The sequence below is a fragment of the Micrococcus sp. iso_239 genome (assembly GCF_056173395.1).
Window position 1 is genome coordinate 2,202,832 of the sequence record NZ_CM149672.1, and the last position, 23,333, is coordinate 2,226,164.

At 73.1% G+C, this 23,333-nt stretch carries 25 protein-coding genes; 13 read left to right on the forward strand and 12 right to left on the reverse strand.

Annotated elements, in window-relative coordinates; all coding sequences use genetic code 11:
- Positions 1 to 30: 30 nt before the first annotated feature.
- From AC0VX2_RS10245 to AC0VX2_RS10280, 8 genes are all read right to left on the reverse strand, one after another.
- Positions 31 to 1,122: a lyase family protein gene (locus AC0VX2_RS10245; RefSeq protein ID WP_260845875.1), complete on the reverse strand. Its 1,092-nt coding sequence runs from the start codon at positions 1,120 to 1,122 to the stop codon at positions 31 to 33.
- 453 nt (positions 1,123 to 1,575) lie between these two features.
- On the reverse strand, positions 1,576 to 2,223 hold the full coding sequence (pcaG, locus tag AC0VX2_RS10250) for a protocatechuate 3,4-dioxygenase subunit alpha (protein ID WP_020625037.1): 648 nt from the start codon (positions 2,221 to 2,223) through the stop codon (positions 1,576 to 1,578).
- On the reverse strand, positions 2,223 to 3,032 hold the full coding sequence (gene pcaH, locus AC0VX2_RS10255) for a protocatechuate 3,4-dioxygenase subunit beta (RefSeq protein WP_205800320.1): 810 nt from the start codon (positions 3,030 to 3,032) through the stop codon (positions 2,223 to 2,225). The genes pcaG and pcaH overlap by 1 nt, the downstream gene beginning before the upstream one ends.
- 45 nt (positions 3,033 to 3,077) lie before the next feature.
- Complete coding sequence (locus AC0VX2_RS10260) at positions 3,078 to 4,286, reverse strand: 4-hydroxybenzoate 3-monooxygenase (RefSeq protein WP_144786468.1); 1,209 nt, start codon at positions 4,284 to 4,286, stop codon at positions 3,078 to 3,080.
- Positions 4,287 to 4,409: 123 nt separating this feature from the next.
- Positions 4,410 to 5,075 (reverse strand): IclR family transcriptional regulator domain-containing protein, encoded by a 666-nt coding sequence (locus AC0VX2_RS10265; protein ID WP_233263214.1) that lies wholly within the window; start codon positions 5,073 to 5,075, stop codon positions 4,410 to 4,412.
- 12 nt (positions 5,076 to 5,087) lie between these two features.
- Entirely contained in the window at positions 5,088 to 5,198 is a 111-nt protein-coding gene (locus tag AC0VX2_RS10270; protein WP_355504868.1) for a helix-turn-helix domain-containing protein, read from the reverse strand.
- A 22-nt stretch (positions 5,199 to 5,220) separates the two neighbouring features.
- Entirely contained in the window at positions 5,221 to 6,351 is a 1,131-nt protein-coding gene (locus AC0VX2_RS10275) for a histidinol-phosphate transaminase (protein WP_355504866.1), read from the reverse strand.
- 56 nt (positions 6,352 to 6,407) lie between these two features.
- Positions 6,408 to 7,136, reverse strand: coding sequence for an IclR family transcriptional regulator (locus AC0VX2_RS10280; protein ID WP_102708667.1), 729 nt, complete (start codon positions 7,134 to 7,136; stop codon positions 6,408 to 6,410).
- Positions 7,137 to 7,333: 197 nt separating this feature from the next.
- On the opposite strand from AC0VX2_RS10280, the gene AC0VX2_RS10285 reads away from it, so the two are divergent.
- Positions 7,334 to 9,247 carry an FAD-binding monooxygenase gene (locus AC0VX2_RS10285; RefSeq protein ID WP_102708666.1) on the forward strand — a complete coding sequence of 638 codons (1,914 nt, stop codon included), beginning with the start codon at positions 7,334 to 7,336 and terminating at the stop codon, positions 9,245 to 9,247.
- Positions 9,248 to 9,281: 34 nt separating this feature from the next.
- Here AC0VX2_RS10285 and AC0VX2_RS10290 read toward each other — a convergent pair whose 3' ends face one another.
- Together AC0VX2_RS10290 and AC0VX2_RS10295 are read right to left on the reverse strand one after the other, a co-directional pair.
- Entirely contained in the window at positions 9,282 to 10,781 is a 1,500-nt protein-coding gene (locus tag AC0VX2_RS10290) for a hypothetical protein (protein WP_251393480.1), read from the reverse strand.
- Between the two features lie 29 nt (positions 10,782 to 10,810).
- Complete coding sequence (locus AC0VX2_RS10295; protein ID WP_144859538.1) at positions 10,811 to 11,248, reverse strand: hypothetical protein; 438 nt, start codon at positions 11,246 to 11,248, stop codon at positions 10,811 to 10,813.
- Between the two features lie 259 nt (positions 11,249 to 11,507).
- Between AC0VX2_RS10295 and paaA the strand changes: the two genes are divergently transcribed.
- The 12 genes from paaA (at position 11,508) to AC0VX2_RS10355 (ending at position 21,666) form a co-directional block, all read left to right on the forward strand.
- Positions 11,508 to 12,515, forward strand: coding sequence for a 1,2-phenylacetyl-CoA epoxidase subunit PaaA (gene paaA, locus AC0VX2_RS10300; RefSeq protein WP_144859535.1), 1,008 nt, complete (start codon positions 11,508 to 11,510; stop codon positions 12,513 to 12,515).
- A gap of 3 nt (positions 12,516 to 12,518) precedes the next feature.
- Positions 12,519 to 12,821, forward strand: a complete 303-nt coding sequence (gene paaB / locus AC0VX2_RS10305) for a 1,2-phenylacetyl-CoA epoxidase subunit PaaB (RefSeq protein WP_020624884.1) — start codon at positions 12,519 to 12,521, stop codon at positions 12,819 to 12,821.
- Positions 12,818 to 13,651 (forward strand): 1,2-phenylacetyl-CoA epoxidase subunit PaaC, encoded by an 834-nt coding sequence (gene paaC, locus AC0VX2_RS10310; RefSeq protein WP_041102600.1) that lies wholly within the window; start codon positions 12,818 to 12,820, stop codon positions 13,649 to 13,651. Before paaB ends, paaC begins: the two co-directional genes overlap by 4 nt.
- On the forward strand, positions 13,648 to 14,157 hold the full coding sequence (gene paaD, locus AC0VX2_RS10315; RefSeq protein WP_144820231.1) for a 1,2-phenylacetyl-CoA epoxidase subunit PaaD: 510 nt from the start codon (positions 13,648 to 13,650) through the stop codon (positions 14,155 to 14,157). Before paaC ends, paaD begins: the two co-directional genes overlap by 4 nt.
- Complete coding sequence (paaE, locus tag AC0VX2_RS10320) at positions 14,157 to 15,326, forward strand: 1,2-phenylacetyl-CoA epoxidase subunit PaaE (RefSeq protein ID WP_144820232.1); 1,170 nt, start codon at positions 14,157 to 14,159, stop codon at positions 15,324 to 15,326. The genes paaD and paaE overlap by 1 nt, the downstream gene beginning before the upstream one ends.
- A gap of 31 nt (positions 15,327 to 15,357) precedes the next feature.
- Positions 15,358 to 16,143 carry an enoyl-CoA hydratase/isomerase family protein gene (locus AC0VX2_RS10325; RefSeq protein WP_144820233.1) on the forward strand — a complete coding sequence of 262 codons (786 nt, stop codon included), beginning with the start codon at positions 15,358 to 15,360 and terminating at the stop codon, positions 16,141 to 16,143.
- A gap of 226 nt (positions 16,144 to 16,369) precedes the next feature.
- Entirely contained in the window at positions 16,370 to 17,728 is a 1,359-nt protein-coding gene (locus AC0VX2_RS10330; protein WP_144820234.1) for an MFS transporter, read from the forward strand.
- A 290-nt stretch (positions 17,729 to 18,018) separates the two neighbouring features.
- Complete coding sequence (locus tag AC0VX2_RS10335; RefSeq protein ID WP_144818950.1) at positions 18,019 to 19,236, forward strand: thiolase family protein; 1,218 nt, start codon at positions 18,019 to 18,021, stop codon at positions 19,234 to 19,236.
- A 4-nt stretch (positions 19,237 to 19,240) separates the two neighbouring features.
- Positions 19,241 to 20,026, forward strand: coding sequence for an enoyl-CoA hydratase/isomerase family protein (locus tag AC0VX2_RS10340; RefSeq protein ID WP_127435151.1), 786 nt, complete (start codon positions 19,241 to 19,243; stop codon positions 20,024 to 20,026).
- An 8-nt stretch (positions 20,027 to 20,034) separates the two neighbouring features.
- A complete protein-coding gene (locus AC0VX2_RS10345; RefSeq protein ID WP_127435150.1) occupies positions 20,035 to 20,922 on the forward strand; it encodes a 3-hydroxyacyl-CoA dehydrogenase family protein in 888 nt (295 codons plus the stop codon).
- Positions 20,923 to 21,043: 121 nt separating this feature from the next.
- Entirely contained in the window at positions 21,044 to 21,172 is a 129-nt protein-coding gene (locus AC0VX2_RS10350; RefSeq protein WP_255420486.1) for a hypothetical protein, read from the forward strand.
- On the forward strand, positions 21,172 to 21,666 hold the full coding sequence (locus AC0VX2_RS10355) for an SRPBCC family protein (protein WP_101965944.1): 495 nt from the start codon (positions 21,172 to 21,174) through the stop codon (positions 21,664 to 21,666). The genes AC0VX2_RS10350 and AC0VX2_RS10355 overlap by 1 nt, the downstream gene beginning before the upstream one ends.
- Positions 21,667 to 21,687: 21 nt before the next feature.
- Here AC0VX2_RS10355 and panD read toward each other — a convergent pair whose 3' ends face one another.
- Together panD and AC0VX2_RS10365 are read right to left on the reverse strand one after the other, a co-directional pair.
- Positions 21,688 to 22,125, reverse strand: a complete 438-nt coding sequence (panD, locus tag AC0VX2_RS10360; protein ID WP_101965945.1) for an aspartate 1-decarboxylase — start codon at positions 22,123 to 22,125, stop codon at positions 21,688 to 21,690.
- A 184-nt stretch (positions 22,126 to 22,309) separates the two neighbouring features.
- Complete coding sequence (locus tag AC0VX2_RS10365) at positions 22,310 to 23,302, reverse strand: DUF559 domain-containing protein (protein ID WP_101965946.1); 993 nt, start codon at positions 23,300 to 23,302, stop codon at positions 22,310 to 22,312.
- Between the last annotated feature and the right edge of the window lie 31 nt (positions 23,303 to 23,333).

Sequence of the window (23,333 nt, forward strand, 5' to 3'; positions counted from 1 at the left end):
GGGGCGCGGCCGGTTCTGACGGAGATGGTCTCAGGTGCGGGGCGGCGTCGTCGTGCCCCGGCGGGCGGCGAGGAGGCGGTCCACGAGGGCCTCGGCCTCCCCCGTGTAGGCGGCGGGGTCGAGGAGGTCGTCGAGGCGGGCGTCCGGAACGGACTCCGGGACCGCCGCGCGCAGCAGGGCGCGGAAGTTCCCCTCGCACGCCAGGGAGCGGTCCACGACGTCCTGGATCAGCCGCTTCCCGGAGCCCGGCTCGCCGGAGGCCTCGTCCAGCTCCGGAGCCAGCTCGGCCATGATCGGCGCGGAGACGAGCAGCGGGCCGGTGAGCTCCAGGTTGCGCCGCATGCGGTCCTCGTGGACGCGCAGGCCGGAGACGAGCTCGCGGGTCAGGGCCGCGGTCCCGCCGGCCACCCGCAGCAGGCGGCGCAGCGCGGGCCACTCGGCGTGCCAGGCCCCGTCCGGGCGCTCGTCGTCCGCGGCGCCGGCCGCCGTGTACACCCGCGCCGCGAGCCCGGGGGCGGACAGCGCGGCGGAGCGGATCAGCACGGAGAGCACGGGGTTCTGCTTGTGCGGCATCGCGGAGGAGCCGCCGCGGCCGGCCGCAAGCGGCTCACCGAGCTCGCCGTTCTCGATCCGCGCCGATGTCAGCACGTCGTTGGCGATCTTCCCGCACGCGGCCACGACGTCGGCCAGGGCCGCGGCCACGCCCGTGACGGCCATGCGGTTCGTGTCCCAGGGCCCGGCGGGGGCGGCGAGGCCCAGCTCGGCGGCGAGGTCCTCGACCAGGGTGAACGCGGTGACCTCGGGGCCGAGGGTCCCCGCGCGGTGCGCGCGGTCGACGTGCCCGGACAGGGAGGCCAGGGTGCCGGCGGCGCCGCCCCACTGGACGGGCAGGTCCGCGACGGCGGCGGCGAGCCGATCCGCGGCCTGGCCGAGGCCGTCGAGCCAGTTCGCGGCGCGCAGCCCGAAGGTGGAGGGCAGGGAGTGCTGGGCGAGGGATCGGGCGACCATCGGCGTCGAGCGGTGGGCGCGGGCCAGCTCCGCAAGCGCGTCCTGCGCGGCGGCGAGGTCCTCGGCCAGGATCGCGCCCACCCGGCCCACCATGACCATCAGCGCGGAGTCCACGACGTCCTGGCTCGTGGCGCCCAGGTGCACGGCGCGGGAGCCGGCCGGCAGCTGCGCGCGCAGCGCCTTCAGCGCCGGGATCAGGGGGGGTGCCGCCGCCCTGGGCCGCGCGGGCGAGCGCGGCGAGGTCGTAGGCGTCCGGGTCGCCCGCCGCCGCGGCGGCCGCCGCCTCCGCCTCCGTGGCGAGCCCGTGCCGGGCGAGCACGCGCACCCATGCCGCCTCGACGTCGAGCAGGTGCCCCAGGAAGGTGCGGTCCGCGGTGGCGGCCTCCGCCCGACTGCCGGCCCAGGCCGGATCCAGGAGGCCGACGTCGGCGACGGCGGCGAGGTCGGCGGCGGCTGAGGTCATGGCGGGCTCCTGGGGTCGGAGGGGTGGGATCGGGCTCCGGAGGCGGCGTCAGGCCCGACCCGTCCCGCGTGTGGGAGGGGCCGGGCCTGCGGCCGAGGCCGGCGTCAGTCGAGCTCGGGGTACTCGATGCCGGGGAACTGCAGGAACACGGTCTCCTTCGGTGCGTGCTCCCCGGGGCCCTGGATCCAGATGTCGAACTCGAGCGAGCCGTCGTCGTTCCGGGTGCCGATCAGGGTGCGACGGCGGTCCTCGTCGAGGGAGGTCAGGAACGCGTCCTGCACGATCGCCTCGGCGTCCTCGGGCAGGTACACGCGGGTGTGCAGCTTGTTCAGCAGGCCGCGGGCGAACACGACGACGTGGATGAACCGGGCGCGGTCCTCGTTCACCACGCCGGGCTCCACGGTGGAGAAGGTGTAGCGGCCCGCGTTGTCCACGGCGCAGCGGCCCCAGCCGGTGAAGGTGAAGCCGTCCTGGACGAGGGAGCCGTCCTCCTGCGAGATGACGCCCTCGGCGTCGGCCTGCCAGATCTCGATCATGGCGTCCGGGATCGGATCGCCGTTGCCGTCGTAGACGGTGCCGAACAGGCGCATCGCGTCCGCGCGGCCCGCGGGGACCAGCTGGTGGCCGTCGCGCCACGGCAGGTGGACCTGCTCGTAGCCGTTCGCGTAGCCGAAGAACGGGCCGATGGTCTGGCCCGGGGTGGGGACCAGCCTCCCGTCGGCGGTGCGCTCGGTGGTCTCGTCGATCCGCATCAGTGATCGCCCTCCTCGTCTTCCATCCAGGTGCGGTGGCTGCCCGTGAGCACGATGTCCCACCAGTAGCCGGTGTTCCACTCGTGGCTGGTCACCGAGTGGTCGTAGGTGGCCACGAGCCGGTCGCGGGCGGCCTGGTCCGTGATGCCCTGGTAGATCGGGTCCAGCGGGAACAGCGGATCGCCCGGGAAGTACATCTGGGTGATCATGCGCTGCGTGAAGTCCGTGCCGAACAGGGAGAAGTGGATGTGCGCCGGGCGCCACGCGTTGCGGTGGTTCTTCCACGGGTACGGGGCGGGCTTGATGGTGGTGAACTCGTAGGTCCCGTCCGCGCCGGTCAGTGTGCGGCCGATGCCCGTGAAGTTCGGGTCCAGCGGCGCGGGGTGCTGGTCCCGCTTGTGCACGTAGCGGCCGGCCGCGTTGGCCTGCCAGATCTCCACCAGCTGGTGGCGCACGGGGCGGCCGTCGTCGTCGAGCACGCGGCCGCGCACCTTGATGCGCTCGCCGATCGGCTCGCCGTTCTGGCCGACGGCCAGGTCCGCCTCGAGCGGGTGCACGTCGCGGTGGCCGAAGGCCGGGGACCACAGCTCCACGGTCTCGGGGTCGGCGTGCACGAGCGACTTGGTGGGGTGGCGGAACACCGACGAGCGATAGGGCGGGAAGTCGAGCCGCGGCTGGGTCTCGCCCTGGGCCTGGGCATGGACGGCCGCGATCTCTTCACTGATCTGCCCCTGCGAGTCGCGGGTGGCGGCTGGATCGAGCACGTGGGCGCTGTCGAACGTGTCGTCGTCCTTGGCCTGGGCGGCGATGCTCACGTCGGCTCCTTTCTCTGCGGGGTCGGGGATCGGTCGGGCTCAGGCGGAGGGCCAGCCGGTGTACTGCTCGGCGAGGAACTGCCGTCCGTAACGGGACTGGACCACGTTGCGGAGCTCACCGCGCACGCGCATGTCCTCGAACTCCGAGGCGTCCGGGCGGGCGTGGAGCATGGTGGTCATCCAGTAGGAGAAGTTCTGGTCCTTCCACACGCGGGTCAGCGCCGTCTCCGAGTAGGCGTCGAGCAGGTCGCGCGAGCCCGTGGCGGCCCACGACTCGAGCGCCTCGGCCAGGACGCGCACGTCCGCGAAGGCGAGGTTCAGGCCCTTCGCCCCGGTGGGCGGGACGGTGTGTCCGGCGTCGCCGGCGAGGAAGACGTTGCGGTGACTCAGCGGTGTGCGCACATAGGAGCGGAAGCCGAGCACCGTCTTGTCGATGATGGGGCCGGTCTTGAGGGTGAAGCCGTCCGGCCCGGCCACGATGCTCTGCAGCCGGTCCCAGATCCGGTCGTCGGACCAGTCCTCCACGCGGGTCGAGGGGTCGCACTGGAAGTACATGCGCTGCACGGTCTCCGAGCGCTGCGAGATCAGGCCGAAGCCATGCTCGGAGCGGGCGTAGATCAGCTCCGGCGAGGACTTGGGCGCCTCGGCGAGGATGCCGAACCAGGCGAAGGGGTACGCGTGGAAGTGGTCCTCGCCCTCGGTGTCGCGCTGGAGGGCCTTGCGCACGGTGGAACGCGAGCCGTCGGCGCCCACGAGGATGTCGCAACGCAGTTCCTCGACCGGCCCCTCCTCGCCACCGGCCACGGAGCGGAACCGGACGCCGGGGGTGTCCGAGTCGACGTCGAGCACCTCGAGCACCTCGGTTTCGAAGCGGACGTCGCCGCCGTCGCGCCGCCGCGCCGCGGCCAGGTCGACGAAGACCTCGTTCTGCGCGTACAGGGTGACCGTGGCACCCACGAGCTCCGGGAAGTCCAGGGCGTGCGACTCGCCGTCGAAGCGCAGGATGATGCCGCGGTGCTCGTCGCCCACCGTCCTCACCCGGCCGTCGACGCCCATGTCCGTCAGCATCTCCACGCTGGGCTGCTCGAGGATGCCCGCGCGGTGGGTGTGCGCGATGGTCTCGGGGTCACGGGACTCGAGGACGACGTTGTCGATCCCCTGCCGCGCGAGCAGGTGGGAGAGCATCAGGCCGGCGGGCCCGCCGCCGACGATGCCGACGCGGGTGCGGGTCACGGGGGGCTGGGTCATGGCGTCCTTTCCGGGGGACGTCACCGGTCGGGCCGGGCGGGTCGGGCCGCGCTGCCGGGGCCGGCGGCGGAGGTCCCGACCATCCTGTGGCGCAGGACACGGCCCGCGCCCGGCCGTTCTCACTCAGTGAGAATGGCCGCCGAGTCCGCGGGCGATCCCCCGGGCGGCCGTCATCAGCAGGGGCGGCACCCCCGGGGTGTACGGCGCCTCGCGGGGGACGACGACCCCGAGCGCGGCCGCCGCCACGCCGTCGGCCCCGCGGACCGGCACGGCGACCCCCCGGGACTCCTCGTCCAACGCGCCGTCCACGGCCGCGTACCCCTCCCGCCGCACATCCGCCAGAAGCGCTCGCAGCCGCGGCTCGCTGGGCGTGGCCACCCGCGCCCGCACGCCCGCGGGCACCGCACGCCCCGACTCGAGGGGATGGTGATCCACGACGGCGCCGAGCCGGTCCCGGTGCCGGGCGATGAACCGCTCCGCCGTCTCGACCGGGGCGTGGGCGAGCAGCACGAGTCCCAGGGCGGTGGTGAACGGCGGCAGCCGACCCGCGACGTCCGCCTGGTTCACCACGGCCCCCTGGGAGGAGAGCCGGGCGAGCACGAGGACGCCGTCGTCGTCGAGGACCGCGAGCTGCGTGTGCTGCCGCAGGACCGACTGCACGTCCACGAGGAACGGCATGGCCGTCCGGGCCAGGGACATGCTCGGCGCGCTCCGGGAGGCCATCTCCCACAGCCGCAGGCCGGGCCGGACCACGCCGTCCTCGTCCTTCTGCAGCAGCTCGGCGCGCACCAGCCGGTCCACCTACCGATAGGCGGTGGCCAGGGGCAGCTCGGTGCGCCGGGCCAGGGCCGCCACGGTCAACACCGGACGCTCCGCGTCGAACGCGAAGCGGACCCGGATCAGCCGGTCCAACGTGCCGCTCGCGCCGACCCGCTCACGTCAGGAAGTCGCGCGCGACCTCGAGGAAGCGGTCGTTGGCCTCCTGCTCGCCGATGCTCACGCGCACGCCCTCGCCCGCGAACGCCCGGACGGACAGGGCCCGGGCCTGGGCGGCCTCGGCGAAGGCCTGCGTGCGCTCGCCGAGCGGCAGCCACACGAAGTTGGCCTGCGAGGAGGGCAGGTCCCAGCCGGCCCCGGCCAGGGCGGCGGCGACGCGCTCGCGCTCGTCGACGACGACCTGCACGCGCTCGAGGACCTCGTCCAGGTGCTCGAGCGAGGCGATCGCGGCCTCCTCGGCCACCGTGGACACCGCGAACGGGGTGGCCACGGTGCGCAGGGCCTTGGTGATCTCCGGCTGCGAGACCGAGTAGCCCACGCGCAGGTTGGCCAGGCCGTGCGCCTTCGAGAAGGTGCGCAGCACGACGACGTTCGCGTGCTTGCGGTACATCTCCGGACCCTTGACCGCGTCCTCGTCGCGGACGAACTCCACGTACGCCTCGTCGATGACCACGAGGATGTGCGCGGGCACGCGCGCCAGGAAGTCCTCGACCTCGGCGGTGGTGAGCACGGGGCCGGTCGGGTTGTTGGGGGTGCAGAGCAGGATCACGCGGGTCCGCTCCGTGATCGCCTCCAGCATGGCCGGCAGGTCGTGGCGGTGGTCCGCGGTGAGCGGCACCTGCACGTCCACGGCACCGGCGGTGCGGACCACGATCGGGTAGGCCTCGAAGGAGCGCCACGCGAAGATCACCTCGTCGCCCTCCCCGGCCTCGCCGTGGCCGGCGAAGGCGGTGATGACCTGGGCCAGGGCGCCGAGGGAGCCGGCACCGGTCACGACGTCGTCCGCCGGGACGTCCAGGTGCGCGGCCAGGGCCTGGCGCAGGCCGGTGGAGAGGGTGTCCGGGTAGCGGCAGAGGGTGCTGGGCGCGCCCTCCGGGCCGGTCACGACCTGACGCACCCGGTCGATCACGCCGGGCACGGGCGCGTAGGGGTTCTCGTTCGAGGAGAGCTTGTAGGGGTGCAGGCCCGGGACGGCGACCGGCGGCTTGCCGGCGGCGTACGGCGGCAGCATGCCGACCTTCTTGTGGGGCGCGACCACGGCGGGCGTCTGCTGTGCGTCATCAGTCATGGCCACCAGGGTAATGCGGGCTGCGGACGCCGTGAGCGGCACCACGGGACCCGGGCTCAGGCTGCGCCGAAGGCGACGGCGACGGCCCGGGCCGCCTCACCGAGCCGGTCCCCGAGGCGCGCCGGGTCCTCCGGCCGCGTCGCGTAGACCACGGCGAGGGCGGCGGGCAGCTGGCCCGGGACCCGCAGCGGCACGGCCACCGAGGAGACGCCGGTGATGACCTCGTCGGAGCTGACGGCCCAGCCGCGCTCCCGCACGTCGTCGAGCTCGGGCCGCTCGGGCGGGGCCCCGCTGGGCAGCCGCGCCCACTCCTGTCCGGTCAGGGCGACGGCGATCGCCATCCCCGGCGCACCGACCCCGAGGGGGTGCCGGGTCCCCGGCCGCTGCGTGACGAGGTTGCCGCTGGGCGGCTCGGCCGTGGCCAGGGTGAGGCAGTGGGCCCCGTCCCACACCACCAGGAACGCGGTCATGCCCAGGTCGGTGGAGACGGCGGTCAGGTGCGGCATGGCCGCCGCGCGCAGATCCTGCTCCACCCGGCGGGCGAGGACGGCCAGGCCGGGGGCGGCGTGGACGCGGCCGAGGCCGTCGCGGCGCAGCAGGCCGTGGGCCTCGAAGGTGCGCAGCATGCGGTAGGCGACCGAGCGATGGACGCCCAGGCCGTCGGCGAGGTCGGCGATGGTGGGCGGCTCGGGCGCTTCCACGACGGTCTCGAGCAGGGTGAGCGCGCGGGAGAGCGTCTGGGAGGGTGCGCCCTCCCGGACCGGGCCGTCGTCGTGCTCCGCCATCCGTGCTCCTCGCCTCGCGTGCCGGACGTGACGCACCCGGGGCGCGGTCGGCCCGCGCGCCGGTTGTGAACCCGATCACGTCCGCGTACAGTCTGGCACACATGTGTTCCCAGGGAGAACACCGTGTTCTCTGAGAGAACACACCGTCGGGTGGCACGTGCCGCGCAGCGACATCCCCCCGCAGCGAAAGGACCCCCATGCTCTTCCACCACCACGGCTACGTCTCCACGAACCCGCGCGTCCAGGTGGCGGCCGGCATCGGCCTGGACCGCCCCGCCGAGCTGCCGGACGAGATGGACGTGCTGATCGTCGGCTCTGGCCCGGCCGGCATGATCGCCGCCGCCCAGCTCGCGATGTTCCCGGACGTCCACACCCGCATCATCGAGCGCCGCCCCCACCGCCTCGAGATCGGCCAGGCGGACGGCATCCAGGCCCGCTCCGTGGAGACCTTCCAGGCCTTCGGCTTCGCGAGCGAGATCATCGACGAGGCCTTCGACCTGACCTCCATGGCGTTCTGGAACCCGGCCGAGGACGACGCGGACACGATCGTGCGCACCTCGCTGGCCGAGGACGACCCGGAGGGCGTCTCCGAGTTCCCGCACCTGATCGTGAACCAGGCCCGCATCCTGGACTGGTTCGCCGAGTACATGAAGAACTCCCCCACCCGCGCGCGGCCGGACTACGGCTGGGCCTTCGAAACCCTCGAGGACACGAACGACGGCGAGCACCCCGTGCTCGTGACCCTGCGCCGCACCGTGGACGCCGAGGGCAACGCCCTCGAGGACCCCGCCTCGGGCCCGACCCGCCAGGTGCGCGCCAAGTACGTGGTGGGCGCGGACGGCGCGGGCTCTCGCGTCCGCAAGGCGATCGGCCACACCCTGACCGGCGACGCCGCGAACCACGCGTGGGGCGTCATGGACGCGCTGGCCGACACGGACTTCCCGGACATCCGCACCAAGTGCGCGATCCACTCGTCCAGCGGCTCGATCCTCCTGATCCCCCGCGAGGGCGGCCACCTGTTCCGCATGTACGTGGACCTCGGCGAGGTCCCGGCGGACGACGACCACAGGGTGCGCCAGACCCCGCTCGAGGAGATCATCCGCCGGGCCCAGCAGATCCTGCGCCCCTACACGCTGGACGTGAAGGAGGTCGCCTGGCATTCGGTGTACGAGGTGGGCCACCGCCTCACCTCGGGCTTCGACAACCGCGAGCGCGTGGCCCACCCCAACGTGTTCCTGCTCGGCGACGCCTGCCACACCCACTCCGCGAAGGCCGGCCAGGGCATGAACGTGTCCATGCAGGACGGCTGGAACCTCGGCTGGAAGCTCGGCCAGGTGCTCTCCGGGATGGCCCCGGTCGAGCTCGTGCCGACCTACTCGGAGGAGCGCAAGGAGATCGCCAAGAACCTGATCGACTTCGACAAGGAGTGGTCGACGCTCATGGCCAAGCCCACCTCCGAGCTGGGCGACCCGAACGAGGTGGCCGAGTTCTACACGAAGACCGCCGAGTTCCCGGCCGGCTTCATGACGGAGTACCGGCCCTCCCTCCTCACCACGGACGCCACCGGTCAGGCGCTGGCGCAGGGCTACCCCATCGGCAAGCGCTTCAAGTCGGCGCTGGTGGAGCGCTCGTGCGACACCAACGTCAAGCACCTGGGCCACCTGCACCGCGCGGACGGCCGTTGGCGCGTGTACGTGTTCGCCGACGCCGCCTCCCCGCGCGCCGAGGATTCGAAGGTCGCGGCGTGGGCGAAGGCGATCGTGGAGGACCCGCGGTCCTTCCGCAACCGCCACACCCCGTCGGACGGGCCGGAGGACGCCTGCTTCGACATCAAGGTCGTGTACCAGCAGAAGCAGACCGAGTTCGCCCACCCGGACGTGCCGTCGATCTTCCGGCCGACCACCGGCTCCCTCGGCCTGCACGACCTGAACAACATCTTCGCCACGTGCCGGCCCACGCACGGCGAGGACATCTTCGAGGCCCGCGGCATCAGCCGTGACGGCGCCGTCGTCGTGGTCCGCCCGGACCAGTACGTCTCCGGCGTCTTCGGCCTGGACGAGGTCGACCGCCTGAACGCGTTCTTCGCGGGCGTGCTGCTCGACGCGAACTGAGCGGGCGGCGGCGGGCGCCCCGCCGCCGGCGCGCTCACCGGGATCCCGGGGGCAGGTGGTCCCGCTCGGGCGGCGTGCGGCGCAGGCGCACCGCCCGGCTCGAGGCCACGGTGCCGGCGGTCAGCCCGGCCAACGCGGCGGAGAGCCCGGCGACCTCCGCCCGGGACGCGGGCTCGGCGGCCTCGAACTGCCGGATCAGGTCCACCTGGGCGTCGAAGTCGTGGGCGACGCCCAGGTCGTCCTCGACCGCCAGCGGAGAGGCGGTCCGAAAGCCGCCCCCGGGCGCATCCCACCCGTGGCCGGCCGGGTGGAAGACCACCTCGGCCCGGCGCGATGAGACGGGGGTGGGCGCCCCGTCCGCGGCGACGGCCAGGTCCCCGTCCGAGGAGAACTCCAGCACCGCGGTCCGCCCGGTCTCCACCGCGTTGCCGGACGGCGCAGCGACCGTCATGACGCCGGCCACGGGATACACGGACGTGAAGTCATCGCGCCCGGCCAGGTTGACGGCGTGCACCCCGCCCTGGGAGTAGCCGGCCAGGACGAGCGGGGCACCGTGCGGGACGCGGGCCGCCTCGAGCGCCGCCCGCACCGCCGGGGCCGTGACCTCGGACTCGGAGCCGAGGGCGTCCAGCAGTCCGCCGGCGTCCCACGGGTCGGTCGACTCGGGATCCGGGATCAGGCCGCCGCGGGTGCCCGGCAGGCCCACCACCCAGGCGCGGCTCCCGTTCTCTCGCACCACCTCCGTGACCGTGAGGTCGCCGTCCCCCTCCTCGCGCGGGATGAGAGAGGCCAGCCCCGTGGCCGAGCCGTCCAGCAGGGCGGGCGCCGTCGGCCGGTCCTGCGGCGCCCCGTGCGGGGTCACCGCGCCCCGGGGCGCCGCGCCGGCGAGGGTCAGGGCGTCCGCCACCGCGGTCCATGCCTCGTCCGGGGAGACCCGCAGCGCCTCGGTGAGGTCCGACGCAGCATCCGTCCCCTTCTTCGCCGCGGAGGAGACGGGCCGCTTCAGCACGCGCTTCTGCGCCCTCGTCAGCATCTTCACGTCGATCCGCGCCAGGGCCGCGAGCAGGGGGAAGCCGGCGGCCGTGAGCAGGGCGGCCACGATGGCCTCGGGCACCGCCTGGACGAGGTCCTGCACGAGCCGCTCCGCCTCGCGGGTGGTGAGGCCGTCATGGCCGTCCCGCCAGAGCAGCGCCGGCAGCTCCTCCAGGGAGGCGTCCTCGGCGGCCGTGATGCCGGCCGCCGCGCGCTCGGTCTCCTCGTAGCGGGCCGCCGCCGAGAGCAGGTCACGGTGCAGCTCGGCGCACTGCTCCGACAGGCTCCGCACCCGACCGACCGCCTCCACCAGCCGGTCCTGCAGCAGGGCGGCGGAGGCGAGCCACGCGGCCGACCGGCCCAGCCCGAAGGCGGCCGCGTCGACCTGCCACGAGGCTCCGGCCGCCTCGTCGGCGGCGTGCTCGTGCCGCCCGGCCACGACGCGCATCTCCTCGGCCTCCGCGTAGATCGAGCCCGGGCCGCCGTGCGTGCTGAAGGCCACCGCCCCCGGGCCGGCACCCCGCCCGCCGGTCACGCCGCCACCGCCAGCGAGCGCAGGACGGCCAGCGCCGTCTCCTCGGCCGCCCGCTGCCGGGCCTCCGCGTCCCGGCGCGCGTCCTCGGCGTCCCGCTCGGCGGTGGCCCGCAGGGCGAGCCACTCCCCGGCCTCCCGTTCGAGCTCCGCCGCCAGGGTCGCCGCCCGCCGCACGGCCTCCCCATAGGCGCCGGCGGCCTCCCCGCGCCATGCCGTGTGCATCGCCGAGCGCACGTCCGTGGCGGCGCTGACCAGCCCGCCCAGCGCCGTGCGCAGCTGGGTCTGGGCCACGGCGAGGTCGGCGAGGGCCTGCTCGGCGGCCTCCCGCTCGCGCCGGGCGGGGTCGGCCCACGCGGCCAGGCGGGCGGCGTCGTCGTCGAGTCCGGCGGCCCGCAGGGCCGTGGCGATCTGCTGAGGTCCGGTGAGGGGTGACATGCGGCCACCGTAGGGAGGGCCCGGGTCCCGCAACCGCGGCGAGGGACGATCCGGGGATGGGGGACGCCGTCGGGACGCCTGTGCAGGAGCCAACCCTCCCGCACCGTCCCGGCGGCCGCGTCGCACCCGGGCCCCGCGCGCCCCGGCGTGTTGACCGAGGTCACACCCTGGCCTATTCTGAACGAGCGGTCAGTAATTCGATGCGCCCCGGTGCGCCCTGACCACGGAACCAGCCCGCACTCAGCGTGAGGTGATCCCCATGACGCAGACCAGCTCCCCCCAGCACCTGGCCTCCGTCCCGTCCCCCGAGGATGCGGCCGGCCAGGAGAACTTCGATCGCCTGATCGCGGAGGACTCACGCATCGAGCCCCGCGACTGGATGCCCGAGGCGTACCGCAGGTCCCTGACCCGCCAGGTCTCCCAGCACGCGCACTCCGAGATCATCGGCATGCAGCCGGAGGCCAACTGGATCACCCGAGCCCCCTCCCTGAAGCGCAAGGCGATCCTCATGGCCAAGGTCCAGGACGAGGCCGGCCACGGCCTGTACCTGTACTCCGCCGCCGAGACCCTCGGCACCCCGCGGGACGAGCTGAACGCGCAGCTGCTCTCCGGCCGCGCGAAGTACTCCTCGATCTTCAACTACCCGGCCCGCACCTGGGCGGACATGGGCGCGATCGGCTGGCTCGTCGACGGCGCCGCGATCTGCAACCAGGTGCCGCTGTGCCGCGCCTCCTACGGCCCGTACGGCCGCGCGATGGTGCGCATCTGCAAGGAGGAGTCGTTCCACCAGCGCCAGGGCTGGGAGATCCTCTACGAGCTCTCGCACGGCACCCCGGAGCAGAAGCAGATGGCCCAGGACGCCGTGGACCGCTTCTACGGCCCGGCCCTGCAGATGTTCGGCCCGCCGGACGAGGACTCCCCCAACTCCCGCCAGTCCATGGCGTGGAAGGTCAAGCGCTTCTCCAACGACGACCTTCGCCAGCGCTTCGTGGACATGATCGTCCCGCAGGCCGAGGCCCTCGGCCTCACCCTGCCGGACCCGGACCTGAAGTGGAACGAGGAGCGCGGCCACTACGACTTCGGCGAGCTGGACTGGGACGAGTTCATGTCCGTGATCAAGGGCAACGGCCCCATGAACACCCAGCGCATGGCCCGCCGCATCCAGGCCCACGAGGAGGGCGCCTGGGTCCGCGAGGCCGCCGCCGCCTACGCCCGCCGCCAGGCCGAGCAGAACGCGCCGGCCGAGACCCACCTGATCGGAGCCTGACCCATGAGCGAGACCACCGCCGCCTCCCACGCCTGGCCCCTGTGGGAGGTCTTCGTCCGCGCCAACCGCGGCCTCTCCCACGTGCACGCCGGCTCGCTGCACGCCCCGGACGCCACCCTGGCGCTGCGCAACGCGCGTGACCTGTACACCCGCCGCAACGAGGGCACCTCCGTGTGGGTCGTCCCGGCCGAGGCCATCGCGGCCTCAGACCCGGACTCCAAGGGCGGCTTCTTCGAGTCCGCGCAGGGCAAGTCCTACCGTCACGCCACCTACTACCAGCAGTCCGAGGGGGTGCCGCACCTGTGAGCTTCGCGACCAACGACTCCGCCACGAGGCACTCCGCGGGCGTGGCCATCACCGCCGAGGAGATCGCGGCGGGCGAGCAGAAGGCGAGCGACGACGTCGCCCGCTACGCCCTCGCCCTCGGTGACGACGCCCTGATGCTCGGCCAGCGCCTGTCCTGGTGGATCTCGCGCGCCCCGGAACTCGAGGAGGACATCGCCCTGGGCAACATCGCCCTGGACCTCGTGGGCCACGCCCGCTTCCTCCTCTCCTACGCCGGCACCGCGTGGGGCAAGACCGAGGACGAGCTCGCGTACTTCCGCGACGAGGAGGAGTTCCGCTCCGTCCGCCTCGTGGAGGCCGAGAACGGCGACTTCGCCAAGACCATCGCCCGCCAGCTGTACTACTCGTTCTACTCGTACGAGCTGTACACCCGCCTGCGCGAGTCGGCCGACCCCACGCTCGCCGCCATCGCGGACAAGGCCCTCAAGGAGGTCCTGTACCACCAGGACCACGCCGCCCTGTGGCTGCAGCGCCTGGGCCTGGGCACCGAGGAGTCGAAGCGCCGCATGCAGCGCGGCCTGGACGAGCTGTGGCCCTACGTGGCCGAGCTCTTCCACGACGACGACGTCGTCCGCGCCCTCGCCGAGCAGGGCGTCGCCGTGCTGCCGTCCTCGCTCGAGGAGCCCACGATGACCCGCATCCGCGCGGCCATCGAGGAGGCCGGCCTGACCGTGCCGACGACGGGCACCGCCCGCGGCGGCGACCGTTCCGGCGCCATGAGCGAGTACCGCGGGTACATCCTCGCGGAGATGCAGTCCCTGGCGCGCCGTCACCCGGGAGCGACCTGGTGACCACCGCCAGCGAGCTGCGCCCCGCCGATCCCGCCGACGCGCGGGTCTGGGATGCGGCCTCCACCGTGCACGACCCGGAGATCCCCGTGCTGTCCATCGCGGACCTGGGGATCCTCCGGGAGGCACGGGTCGAGGGCGAGAGGGCCGTCGTCGTCATCACGCCCACCTATTCCGGCTGCCCCGCCATGGACACCATCACCACGGACGTCACCCGCGCGCTCGAGCGCGCCGGGTTCCCCGACACCGAGGTGCGCCTGGTGCTCCAGCCGGCGTGGACCACGGACTGGATGACGGACGAGGGCAAGGCCAAGCTCAACGAGTACGGCATCGCCCCGCCCGTCGCGCGCACCACGGACGGCCCGATCAGGATCGGCATGGCCGTGAAGTGCCCGCGCTGCCACTCCCTGAACACCCGCGAGATCACCCGCTTCGGCTCCACCTCCTGCAAGGCCCTCTACACCTGCCGGGAGTGCCTCGAGCCCTTCGACTACTTCAAGGTGCACTGATGACCGAGACCACCGACGTCCCCACCACCGGCAAGCGCCGCGCCACGTTCAACACCCTCGAGGTGTCCGAGTTGCGCCGCCTGACCGACGACTCCGTGGAGGTCACCTTCGCGGTGCCCGAGGAGCTCGCCGACGACTACGACTACGTGCCGGGCCAGTACGTGGCCCTGCGCAAGGAGCTCGACGGCGCCGAGGTGCGCCGCTCCTACTCGATCTGCGCCGTCCCGAAGCGCGGCGAGATCCGCGTGGCCGTGAAGAAGGACATCGGCGGCAAGTTCTCCACGTGGGCCAACGAGAGCCTCGAGGTCGGCGAGAAGATCGACGTGATGAACCCGCAGGGCGCGTTCACGTCCCGCACGCACGTCACCTCTCTCAACGACGCCCAGAAGGTGGCGGCGGAGAAGGTCGCGGAGAAGAAGGACACGCACCTGGTGGCGTTCGCGGCCGGCTCGGGCATCACCCCGATCATGGCGATCGCCAAGGCCGTGCTCGCGGCCTCCGAGACCTCGCGCTTCGACCTGATCTACGCGAACCGCTCCGCCATGGACGTGATGTTCGCCGAGGAGATCGGCGACCTCAAGGACAAGTACCCGGCCCGGTTCACGGTGCACCACGTGCTCTCCCGCGAGCAGCGCGTGTCCCCGCTGCTCTCCGGCCGCATCGACGAGGACAAGCTCACCACCCTCCTGGACCGCGTGATCGACGTGGAGGGCACCGACGAGTGGTTCCTCTGCGGCCCGTTCGAGCTCGTGCAGCTCACGCGTGAGACGCTCGCCGCCCGCGGCGTGTCCGAGGACGACGTGCGCTTCGAGCTGTTCACCACCGGCCGCCCGGAGAACCCGCAGGGCCACTCCGGCCGCGTGGTGGAGGTGGACCCGAAGGGCGACAACGTGACCATCGAGTTCAACCTCGACGGCCTCACCGCCAAGGTCGAGTCCCCCCAGTCCGCCCACGAGACGGTCCTCAACGCCGCGCTGCGCGTCCGCTCGGACGTGCCCTTCGCCTGCGCCGGCGGCGTGTGCGGCACCTGCCGCGCCAAGGTCGTCGACGGCGCGTACGAGATGGACGAGAACTACGCGCTCGAGAAGGACGAGGTGGAGAAGGGCTACGTGCTCACGTGCCAGACCCGCCCGACCTCCGACTCGATCACGCTGGACTTCGACGCCTGAGCGCCCGCCCACGAGACCGAAGGAGCCCCCGATGATCGAGATCACCGTCGAGAACGGCGTCGCCGAGATCGTGCTGGACGCCCCCCAGAGGATGAACGCCCTGGACGAGGCCGCGCTGGCCGAACTCCAGGCCGCCTACGAGCGGGCCGCCGCCGGCGTCGAGTCCGGCGAGGTCCGGGCCGTGCTGCTGCGCGGCGAGGGCCGCGGCTTCTGCGCGGGCCGCGACATCTCCGCCGTGGTCCCGGCCGAGGACGACGCCACCGCCTACCTGCGGGACAAGGTCACCCCGGTGCTGCGGGCCATGTCCGAGATCCCGGTGCCCACCTTCGCGGCGGTGCAGGGCGCCTGCCTGGGTGTGGGCCTGGGCCTCGCGATCGCCACGGACGTGGTGTACGTGGCCGAGGACGCGAAGATCGGCTCGCCGTTCGCGAACCTCGGGGCCACCCTGGACTCCGGCGGCCACTGGCTGTTCACCGAGCGCCTGGGCGCGCACCGCACCCTGGACCTGATCTACACGGCCGAGCTCCTCTCGGGCGTCGAGGCCGTCCAGGCCGGGCTGTTCTCCCGGGCCCTGCCCGCGGACGAGCTGCTCGAGTTCACCCGTGCGAAGGTCGCCCAGGTGGCCTCCGGCGCGACCCTCGCGTTCCGCGCGTCGAAGGAGCTCGTGGCCCAGGTCCGCGACCGGCGCGTGGGCCTGTGGGAGTCCCTCGACGCGGAGAACATCGCCCAGGGCGAGCTCTGCGGCACCGCCGACTACGCCGAGGGCTTCCAGGCCTTCCAGGAGAAGCGGAAGCCGGAGTTCACCGGCCGCGGCTGAGCCGCCGCACCCCGCCACCGACGACGGCGCCGCACCCTTCGCACGAGGGGCGCGGCGCCGTCGTTGTCCCGGCCGCGTCACATTCCCGTCATCAGCTCGGATCGTGGCGTGAGTCACAGAGGATCGTATACGGTGACGGGTGTCACTTCCCGACCGAGCGGTCGGGAACCACACCGTCCCGCCGCCGTCTCACGGTCGGCCGCCGCCCCGCATCCCAGGAGCACCCATGAGCCACACCGTCGCATCCCCCGCGGCGACCGCCCCCGCGCGCGATCGCCGCGAGGAGCGCAAGGTCATCGCCGGCACCGTCGTCGGCACCACCATCGAGTGGTACGACTTCTTCATCTTCGCCCAGGCCACCGCGCTCGTCTTCGCCGCCCTCTTCTTCCAGCCGATGGGTGAGAGCGGCTCCCAGATCGCCGCGTGGGCCACCCTCGGCATCTCCTTCCTCATCCGCCCGCTTGGCGCGATCGTCGCCGGCCATCTCGGTGACCGCTTCGGCCGCAAGTTCGTCCTGTCCCTCACGCTGATCGGCATGGGCCTGGCCACCACCCTCATCGGCCTGCTGCCCACCTACGCCCAGATCGGCGTGTGGGCCCCGATCCTGCTCGTCGCGCTGCGCCTGCTGCAGGGCCTGTCCGCCGGCGGCGAGTGGGGCGGCGCGGCGCTGCTGTCCGTGGAGCACGCCCCCCACGGCAAGCGCGGCCTGTTCGGCTCCGCCCCGCAGATCGGCGTGCCGCTGGGCATGATCCTGGCCACCGGCGTGCTGTTCATCGTGCGTTCCACCATGTCCGAGGAGCAGTTCCTCACCTGGGGCTGGCGCATCCCGTTCCTGATCTCCGTGGTGCTGATCGTCGTCGGCTACCTGATCCGCAAGGCCGTGGAGGAGTCCCCGGTCTTCAAGGAGATGCAGCAGCTCAAGGTGGACGAGTCTGCCCCGCTGGGCGAGCTCTTCCGGCACCACACCAAGGAGGTCATCCTCGCCGCCGTGATCTTCGCCGCGAACAATGGCGTCGGCTACCTGCTCATCGCGTGGTTCTCGAAGTACGGCGGTCCGAAGGGTCTGGGCATGACCTCCTCCGAGGTGCTCATCGCGAGCCTCATCGGCGGCGTCGGCTGGTTCATCTTCACCCTGCTCGGCGGCTGGATCTCGGACAAGATCGGCCGCAAGCTGACCTTCGTCCTCGGCTACGGCTTCCTGATCGTCTGGGCCTTCCCGCTGTTCGGGCTGCTCAACACCGCGTCTCTGCCGATGTTCTCACTGGGCCTGTTCGTCCTGACCCTCGGCCTGGGTCCGTCCTACGGTCCGCAGTCGGCGATGTACGCCGAGATGTTCCCGGCCCGCGTCCGCTTCTCCGGCGTCTCCATCGGCTACGCGCTCGGCACCATCATCGGCGGCGCCTTCGCCCCGCTGCTCGCCGACCAGCTCGTGAAGACCGGCTGGGAGAACGTGGCCTGGTACATCATCGTGATCTCCGCGATCTCGCTCATCGCCGTCCTGTTCGTCCCCAAGGGCATCCAGGACCGCGAGCTGCACGACGAGCAGGTCGTCGCCACCCGCTCCCACCCGGTGGTCCCGGCCTGATCCGGCCCGCCTGACGGGCTTCGCCCGTCCCCACCCCACGACGACGTCGCGTCCTCCTCCGGAAGGGCGCGCCGTCGTCGTGGGCGACCGGACCGGCGCCGAGGCCCGCAGACACGCCGCTATCTCGGGGACGTAACGGCGCGTCTGCGGGCCTCCGCGCGGGCTCGTCCCTGTCCCGTCACACCCGCCCCGCAGTTGACCCCCGTCACACCGGCCCGGGATACTGAACCTGAACGCACGGTCGGTAATTCGCCGCGCCCGCCCCGTTGTCGGTCACTCAAGGAGTCTCCATGTCCGCACAGTCCCAGGCCCTGCTCGTCGGCGGTCGCCGCACGCCCGTCGGCAAGTACGGCGGCGCCCTCTCCTCCGTCCGCCCCGACGACCTCGCCGCCCTGACCATCAAGGCCGTGATCGAGGACGCCGGCATCGACCCGTCGGTCGTGGACGACGTCATCCTCGGCAACGCCAACGGCGCGGGCGAGGAGAACCGCAACGTCGCCCGCATGGCCTGGCTGTTGGCCGGCTTCCCGGACACCGTCCCGGGCATCACCGTGAACCGTCTCTGCGCTTCGGGCATGTCCGCGATCGGCATCGCCACCGCGATGGTGCGCTCCGGGATGGCCGACGTCGTCGTGGCCGGCGGCGTGGAGTCGATGTCCCGCGCCCCCTGGGTGATGGAGAAGCCGACGACGGCGTTCGCCAAGCCCGGTGCGGCCTTCGACACCGCGATCGGCTGGCGCTTCGTGAACCCGCGCTTCGCGGACGGCGAGTTCGGGGAGAAGTTCACCTTCTCCATGCCGGAGACCGCCGAGGAGGTCGGCGAGGTGGACGGCATCACCCGCGAGGACGCCGACGCCTTCGCCGCCCGCTCGCATGCGCGTGCGCTGGCCGCCATCGAGGCCGGCCGCTTCGAGGACGAGATCGTGCCCGTCGTCGTCACGGGCCGCAAGGGCGCCGAGACGATCGTGGACACGGACGAGGGCCCCCGCCCCGGCTCCACCCCCGGGGTGCTCGCCGGCCTGCGCCCGATCATCAAGAAGGACGGCGTGGTCACCGCCGGCAACTCCTCCTCCCTCAACGACGGCGCCTCGTCGATCCTCGTCGTCTCCGAGCGGGCCGCGCAGAAGTACGGCCTGACCCCGCGGGCCCGCGTCGTGGAGTCCACCTCGGCGGGCCTGGCCCCCGAGATCATGGGTCTGGGCCCCGTCCCGGCCACCGAGAAGGCCCTCGAGCGCTCCCGCTGGTCCGTGGCGGACCTGGGCGCCGTCGAGCTCAACGAGGCCTTCGCCACCCAGTCCCTGGCCTCGATGCGGCGCCTCGGTCTGGACCCGGAGACCGTCAACGCCGACGGCGGCGCGATCGCCCTGGGCCATCCGCTGGGCTCCTCGGGGTCGCGTCTCGTGGTCACGCTGCTCGGTCGGATGGAGCGTGAGGGCGCGGACAGGGGCCTGGCCACGATGTGCGTGGGCGTGGGCCAGGGCTCCGCGATGCTCGTCGAGAGGGTCTGAGCAGATGACCGGCTTCAGCCACTTCACGGCACTGCGCGTCGAGGAGCGTGAGGACCGCGTCCACGCGCGCATGGACCGCCCGGGCGTGCGCAACGCGATCGACCAGACCATGGTCGACGAGTTCCACGAACTCTGCGCCCACCTCGAACGCGAGCCGAAGATCCTGATCATCTCGGGCACACAGGTGGAGTCGAAGCGCGAGCCGGGGACGTTCTCCGGCATCTTCGCCTCCGGCGCGGACATCGGACAGCTGCGCGAGCGCCGCCGCGACGACGCCCTGCGCGGTGTGAACTCGCAGGTCTTCGACCGCATCCACCGGCTGCCCATGCCCGTGATCGCGGCGATCGACGGCTTCGCCCTCGGCGGCGGCGCGGAACTGGCCTACGCGGCCGACTTCCGCATCGCCACCCCGGCGCTGAAGATGGGCCAGCCCGAGACGAGTCTGGGGATCACGGCCGCTGCGGGCGCCCAGTGGCGGCTCAAGGAGCTGGTGGGTGAGCCGGTGGCCCTCGAGCTGCTGCTCGCCGGACGGCTCCTGGACGCGCAGGAGGCCCTCGAGCTCAAGCTCGTCACCGAGCTGCACGAGCCGGACGCCCTCCTCGACGCCGCCGACGCCCTCGCCGACCGCATCGCGCAGCAGGACCCGCTGGCGGTGCGGCTGTCCAAGCGCGTCTTCCACCTCCCTCGCGAGGCCCACCCCCACGTGGACGAGATCGCGCAGGCCATCCTGTTCGAGTCCGAGGCCAAGTTCGAGCGCATGCAGGCGTTCCTGGACCGCAAGAAGAAGTGAGGACTGACATGACCGATCAGCAGCACACCCCTGACACCGCTCCGTCCTCCGTGCCCGCCGTCGTCGGCGTCCTCGGCGGCGGCCGGATGGGCGGCGGCATCGCCCACGCATTCCTCGTCTCCGGCTCGTCCGAGGTGGTCGTCGTCGAGCGCGACCCGCAGTCGGCCCAGGCCGCCAAGGAGCGCATCGAGGCCGACCTGGCCGCCTCCCTCGAGCGCGGCAAGATCGACGGCGACCTGGACGAGTGGGCGCAGCGCCTGACCGTCTCCGTGGACCGCGCCGACTTCGCCCGCTGCGACCTCGTGGTCGAGGCCGTGTTCGAGGACATGCAGGTGAAGATCGAGGCGCTCACCGACGTCGAGGCCCACCTGCGCGAGGACGCCTGGCTGGCCAGCAACACCTCCTCCCTGTCCATCGACGAGATCGCCTCGCACCTGCAGCGTCCCGAGCGCTTCTGCGGCCTGCACTACTTCAACCCGGTGCCCGCCTCGAAGCTCGTGGAGGTCGTGATCGGCGAGCAGACCGGTGCGGAGCTCCAGGCCCTGTCCACCGAGTGGGTCCGCGGGCTCGGCAAGACCCCCGTCGTCGTCAAGGACGCACCGGGCTTCGCCTCGTCGCGCCTGGGCGTGGCGATCGCGCTCGAGGCCATCCGCATGGTCGAGGAGGGCGTAGCCTCCCCCGAGGACATCGACGCCGCCATGGTGCTGGGCTACAAGTTCCCGGTCGGCCCGCTGGCGCTGACCGACATCGTGGGCCTGGACGTGCGCCTGGGCATCGCGGAGTACCTCGAGTCCCAGCTGGGTGAGCGCTTCGCCCCGCCGCAGCTCATGCGGGACATGGTGGCCCGCGGCGAGCTCGGCCGGAAGTCCGGCAAGGGCTTCTTCGACTACCGCTGAGCCCCCGGGGCAGGCGCTTTCGAACGTGAGATAGGCCCTATCTCCCGTTCGAAAGCGCCCATTCCCCCGATATCACGTTCGAAAGTGCGGGGGCGGGGCGGGCGCGGCTAACGTGGCGGGCATGGACGAGCCCACGCTGCTGCGCACGGCCCTGCCCGTGGCGAACACGCCCGGCCATCACCTGGACCAGCGGCTCTGGCTCCCCCGCACCCGGCGCCCCGTGGACCCCGAGATCTTCGGCCGGGTCTGATGTCGGTCGACCGCCCCTTCCGCTTCACCCACCGCTGGGCCGTCCCCGCGGACGCCCGGTCCGTGCTGGCCCTGCTCGCCGACCCGGCCGGCTACCCACGCTGGTGGCCGGCCGTCCCGCGCGCCCATCGCCTGGGCCCCGACCGCGCCGCGGTCCGGCTGCGCGGGTTCGTGCCGGTGCGCCTGACGATGGAGCGTCTCATCGACGACCGCGCCCGCGGCCTTCTGGTCGCGCACCTGAGCGGGGACCTGACGGGCACCGTGCGGGTCACCGTCCACGACGACGGCGCCCCGGCCAGACGCGCGACGCGCTGCATCGTGGTGTGGGAGCAGGAGGTGGTGCTGACCTCGCGCTGGATGCGCGCCGTGGCCCGTGTGCCGGGCGCCCGCGCCGCGATGGGCCTCAGCCACGCGGCCGCGATGCGCTCCGCGCGTCGGGCGCTCGGGGCCAAGGCCGTGCCGACCGCTGATCCTGCTCGAACGACTCGTCCATGACGGCCCGGCGCCCCGGCCGGCTCAGAGCTCGGCCTGGGCCTCGTTCCACTCGCGGGACAGCGGCGGGCGGGAGAGGCCGTCGAGGAGACCGTCGGCGGGGTCGATGCCGAGCTCGACGATCCTGTTGTCCGCGTCCACGTGGACGACCTTGGGCTGGAAGTTGCGAGCCTCGTCGTCGTCCATCTGCCCGTAGGCGATGAGGATGACGATGTCCCCCGGATGCACCAGGTGGGCGGCGGCGCCGTTGATGCCGAGCACGCCGGAGCCCCGCTCGCCCGCGATGGTGTAGGTCTCCAGTCGCGCGCCGTTGGTGACGTCCACGATGGACACGAGCTCGCCGGGGAGGATGTCCGCGGCGTCCAGCAGGTCCTGGTCCACGGTCACGGAGCCCACGTAGTGCAGGTCCGCCTGGGTCACGGTGGCCCGGTGGATCTTGGCGTGGAACATGGTGCGCAGCATGCGGCAGGACTCTCCGGATGAGGGGGTGGGGCGGGTCCGAGAGGACCGGTGCTCGATTCTACGCCGGTCCGAGGACGAGGGGCAGGGGGTCGGCGCCGGCCCGAGGCTCCCGCCCCTCTCGCCGAAGCCCGCAGACACGCCGCTACGCCCTGGCGGTAGCGGCGTGTCTGCAGGCCTGGGCGGGTCAGATCCACGACGGCGGCACTCGGCCCGGCGGGGTCCGCGCAGCCACCAGGCCCCGCAGCTGCCGCACGAACAGCTCCCAGTGCCCTGGCCGGAACACGTCGGCGGTCACCCGGATCACCTCCCACCCCTCCGCGCGCAGGGCCGCGTCCCGCTCGCGGTCCTCACGCCACTGCCGGCGATCCGTGCGGTGCTGATCGCCGTCGTACTCGACCGCCACCTTGGCCTCCGCCCACACCAGATCCACGCGGAGCCGCTGTCCCGTGGCGAGGCGGATGCACGGGTTCACTGCGGGCTCGGGGACGCCGTCCAGGACGAGCCGCGCCCGCAGTCGGCTCTCCTGCGGCGAGTCGGCTCCGGGGCGGACGAGCTCCAGCGCCTCCCGGGCCGCGCGGATCCCGCGCACCCGTCCGCGTTCCTCGACGGCGGCGCGCAGCTCGGCCACGTCCGTCACCCCGGGAGGCAGCCGACGGCGGCGGGCCTCCGTCGGGGCGGTCCGCACCATGCTGTCCCCCAGCGCGACGAGATGGTCGAGCGGCCCGGCCTGCGCGGCGAGGTCCACGAAGATCCACCCCGGTGCGGTCACGCGCACCCCGTCCACGATCCGCACCGGTGCGTCGGCGCGGAGGCGGTGTGAGCGGACCCCGGCCCGGCTCGACGCGGTGCCGTGGCCGCGCGGGGTCGCGACGTGCACGGACCGGTCGGCGGCGAGCGGCCCGGTCAGCCACAGGCCGAGCACCCTGGCGGCCGTGACGTGGCTGAACACGCCCTCGGGGTGCAGATCCTGCAGTGCCCGCACATGGTCCATGGGGTCCGGTTCGACGCCGCGCCGGCCCCAGAGCCCCCAGCCGAGGGAGACCACGTCCCCGCGCCGCAGCCGGGCCGCGCTCACGCCCGCCTCGCGCGCGGCCGGGGTCGAGAACACGGTCGGAGCGCGGAGGAGGCCGTCCAGTCCGCAGCGCATCGGAGGCAGGGGCGCGGGCGAGCGGGGCATGGGCCGAGCGTGCCCGATCCGGGCGGGCCGC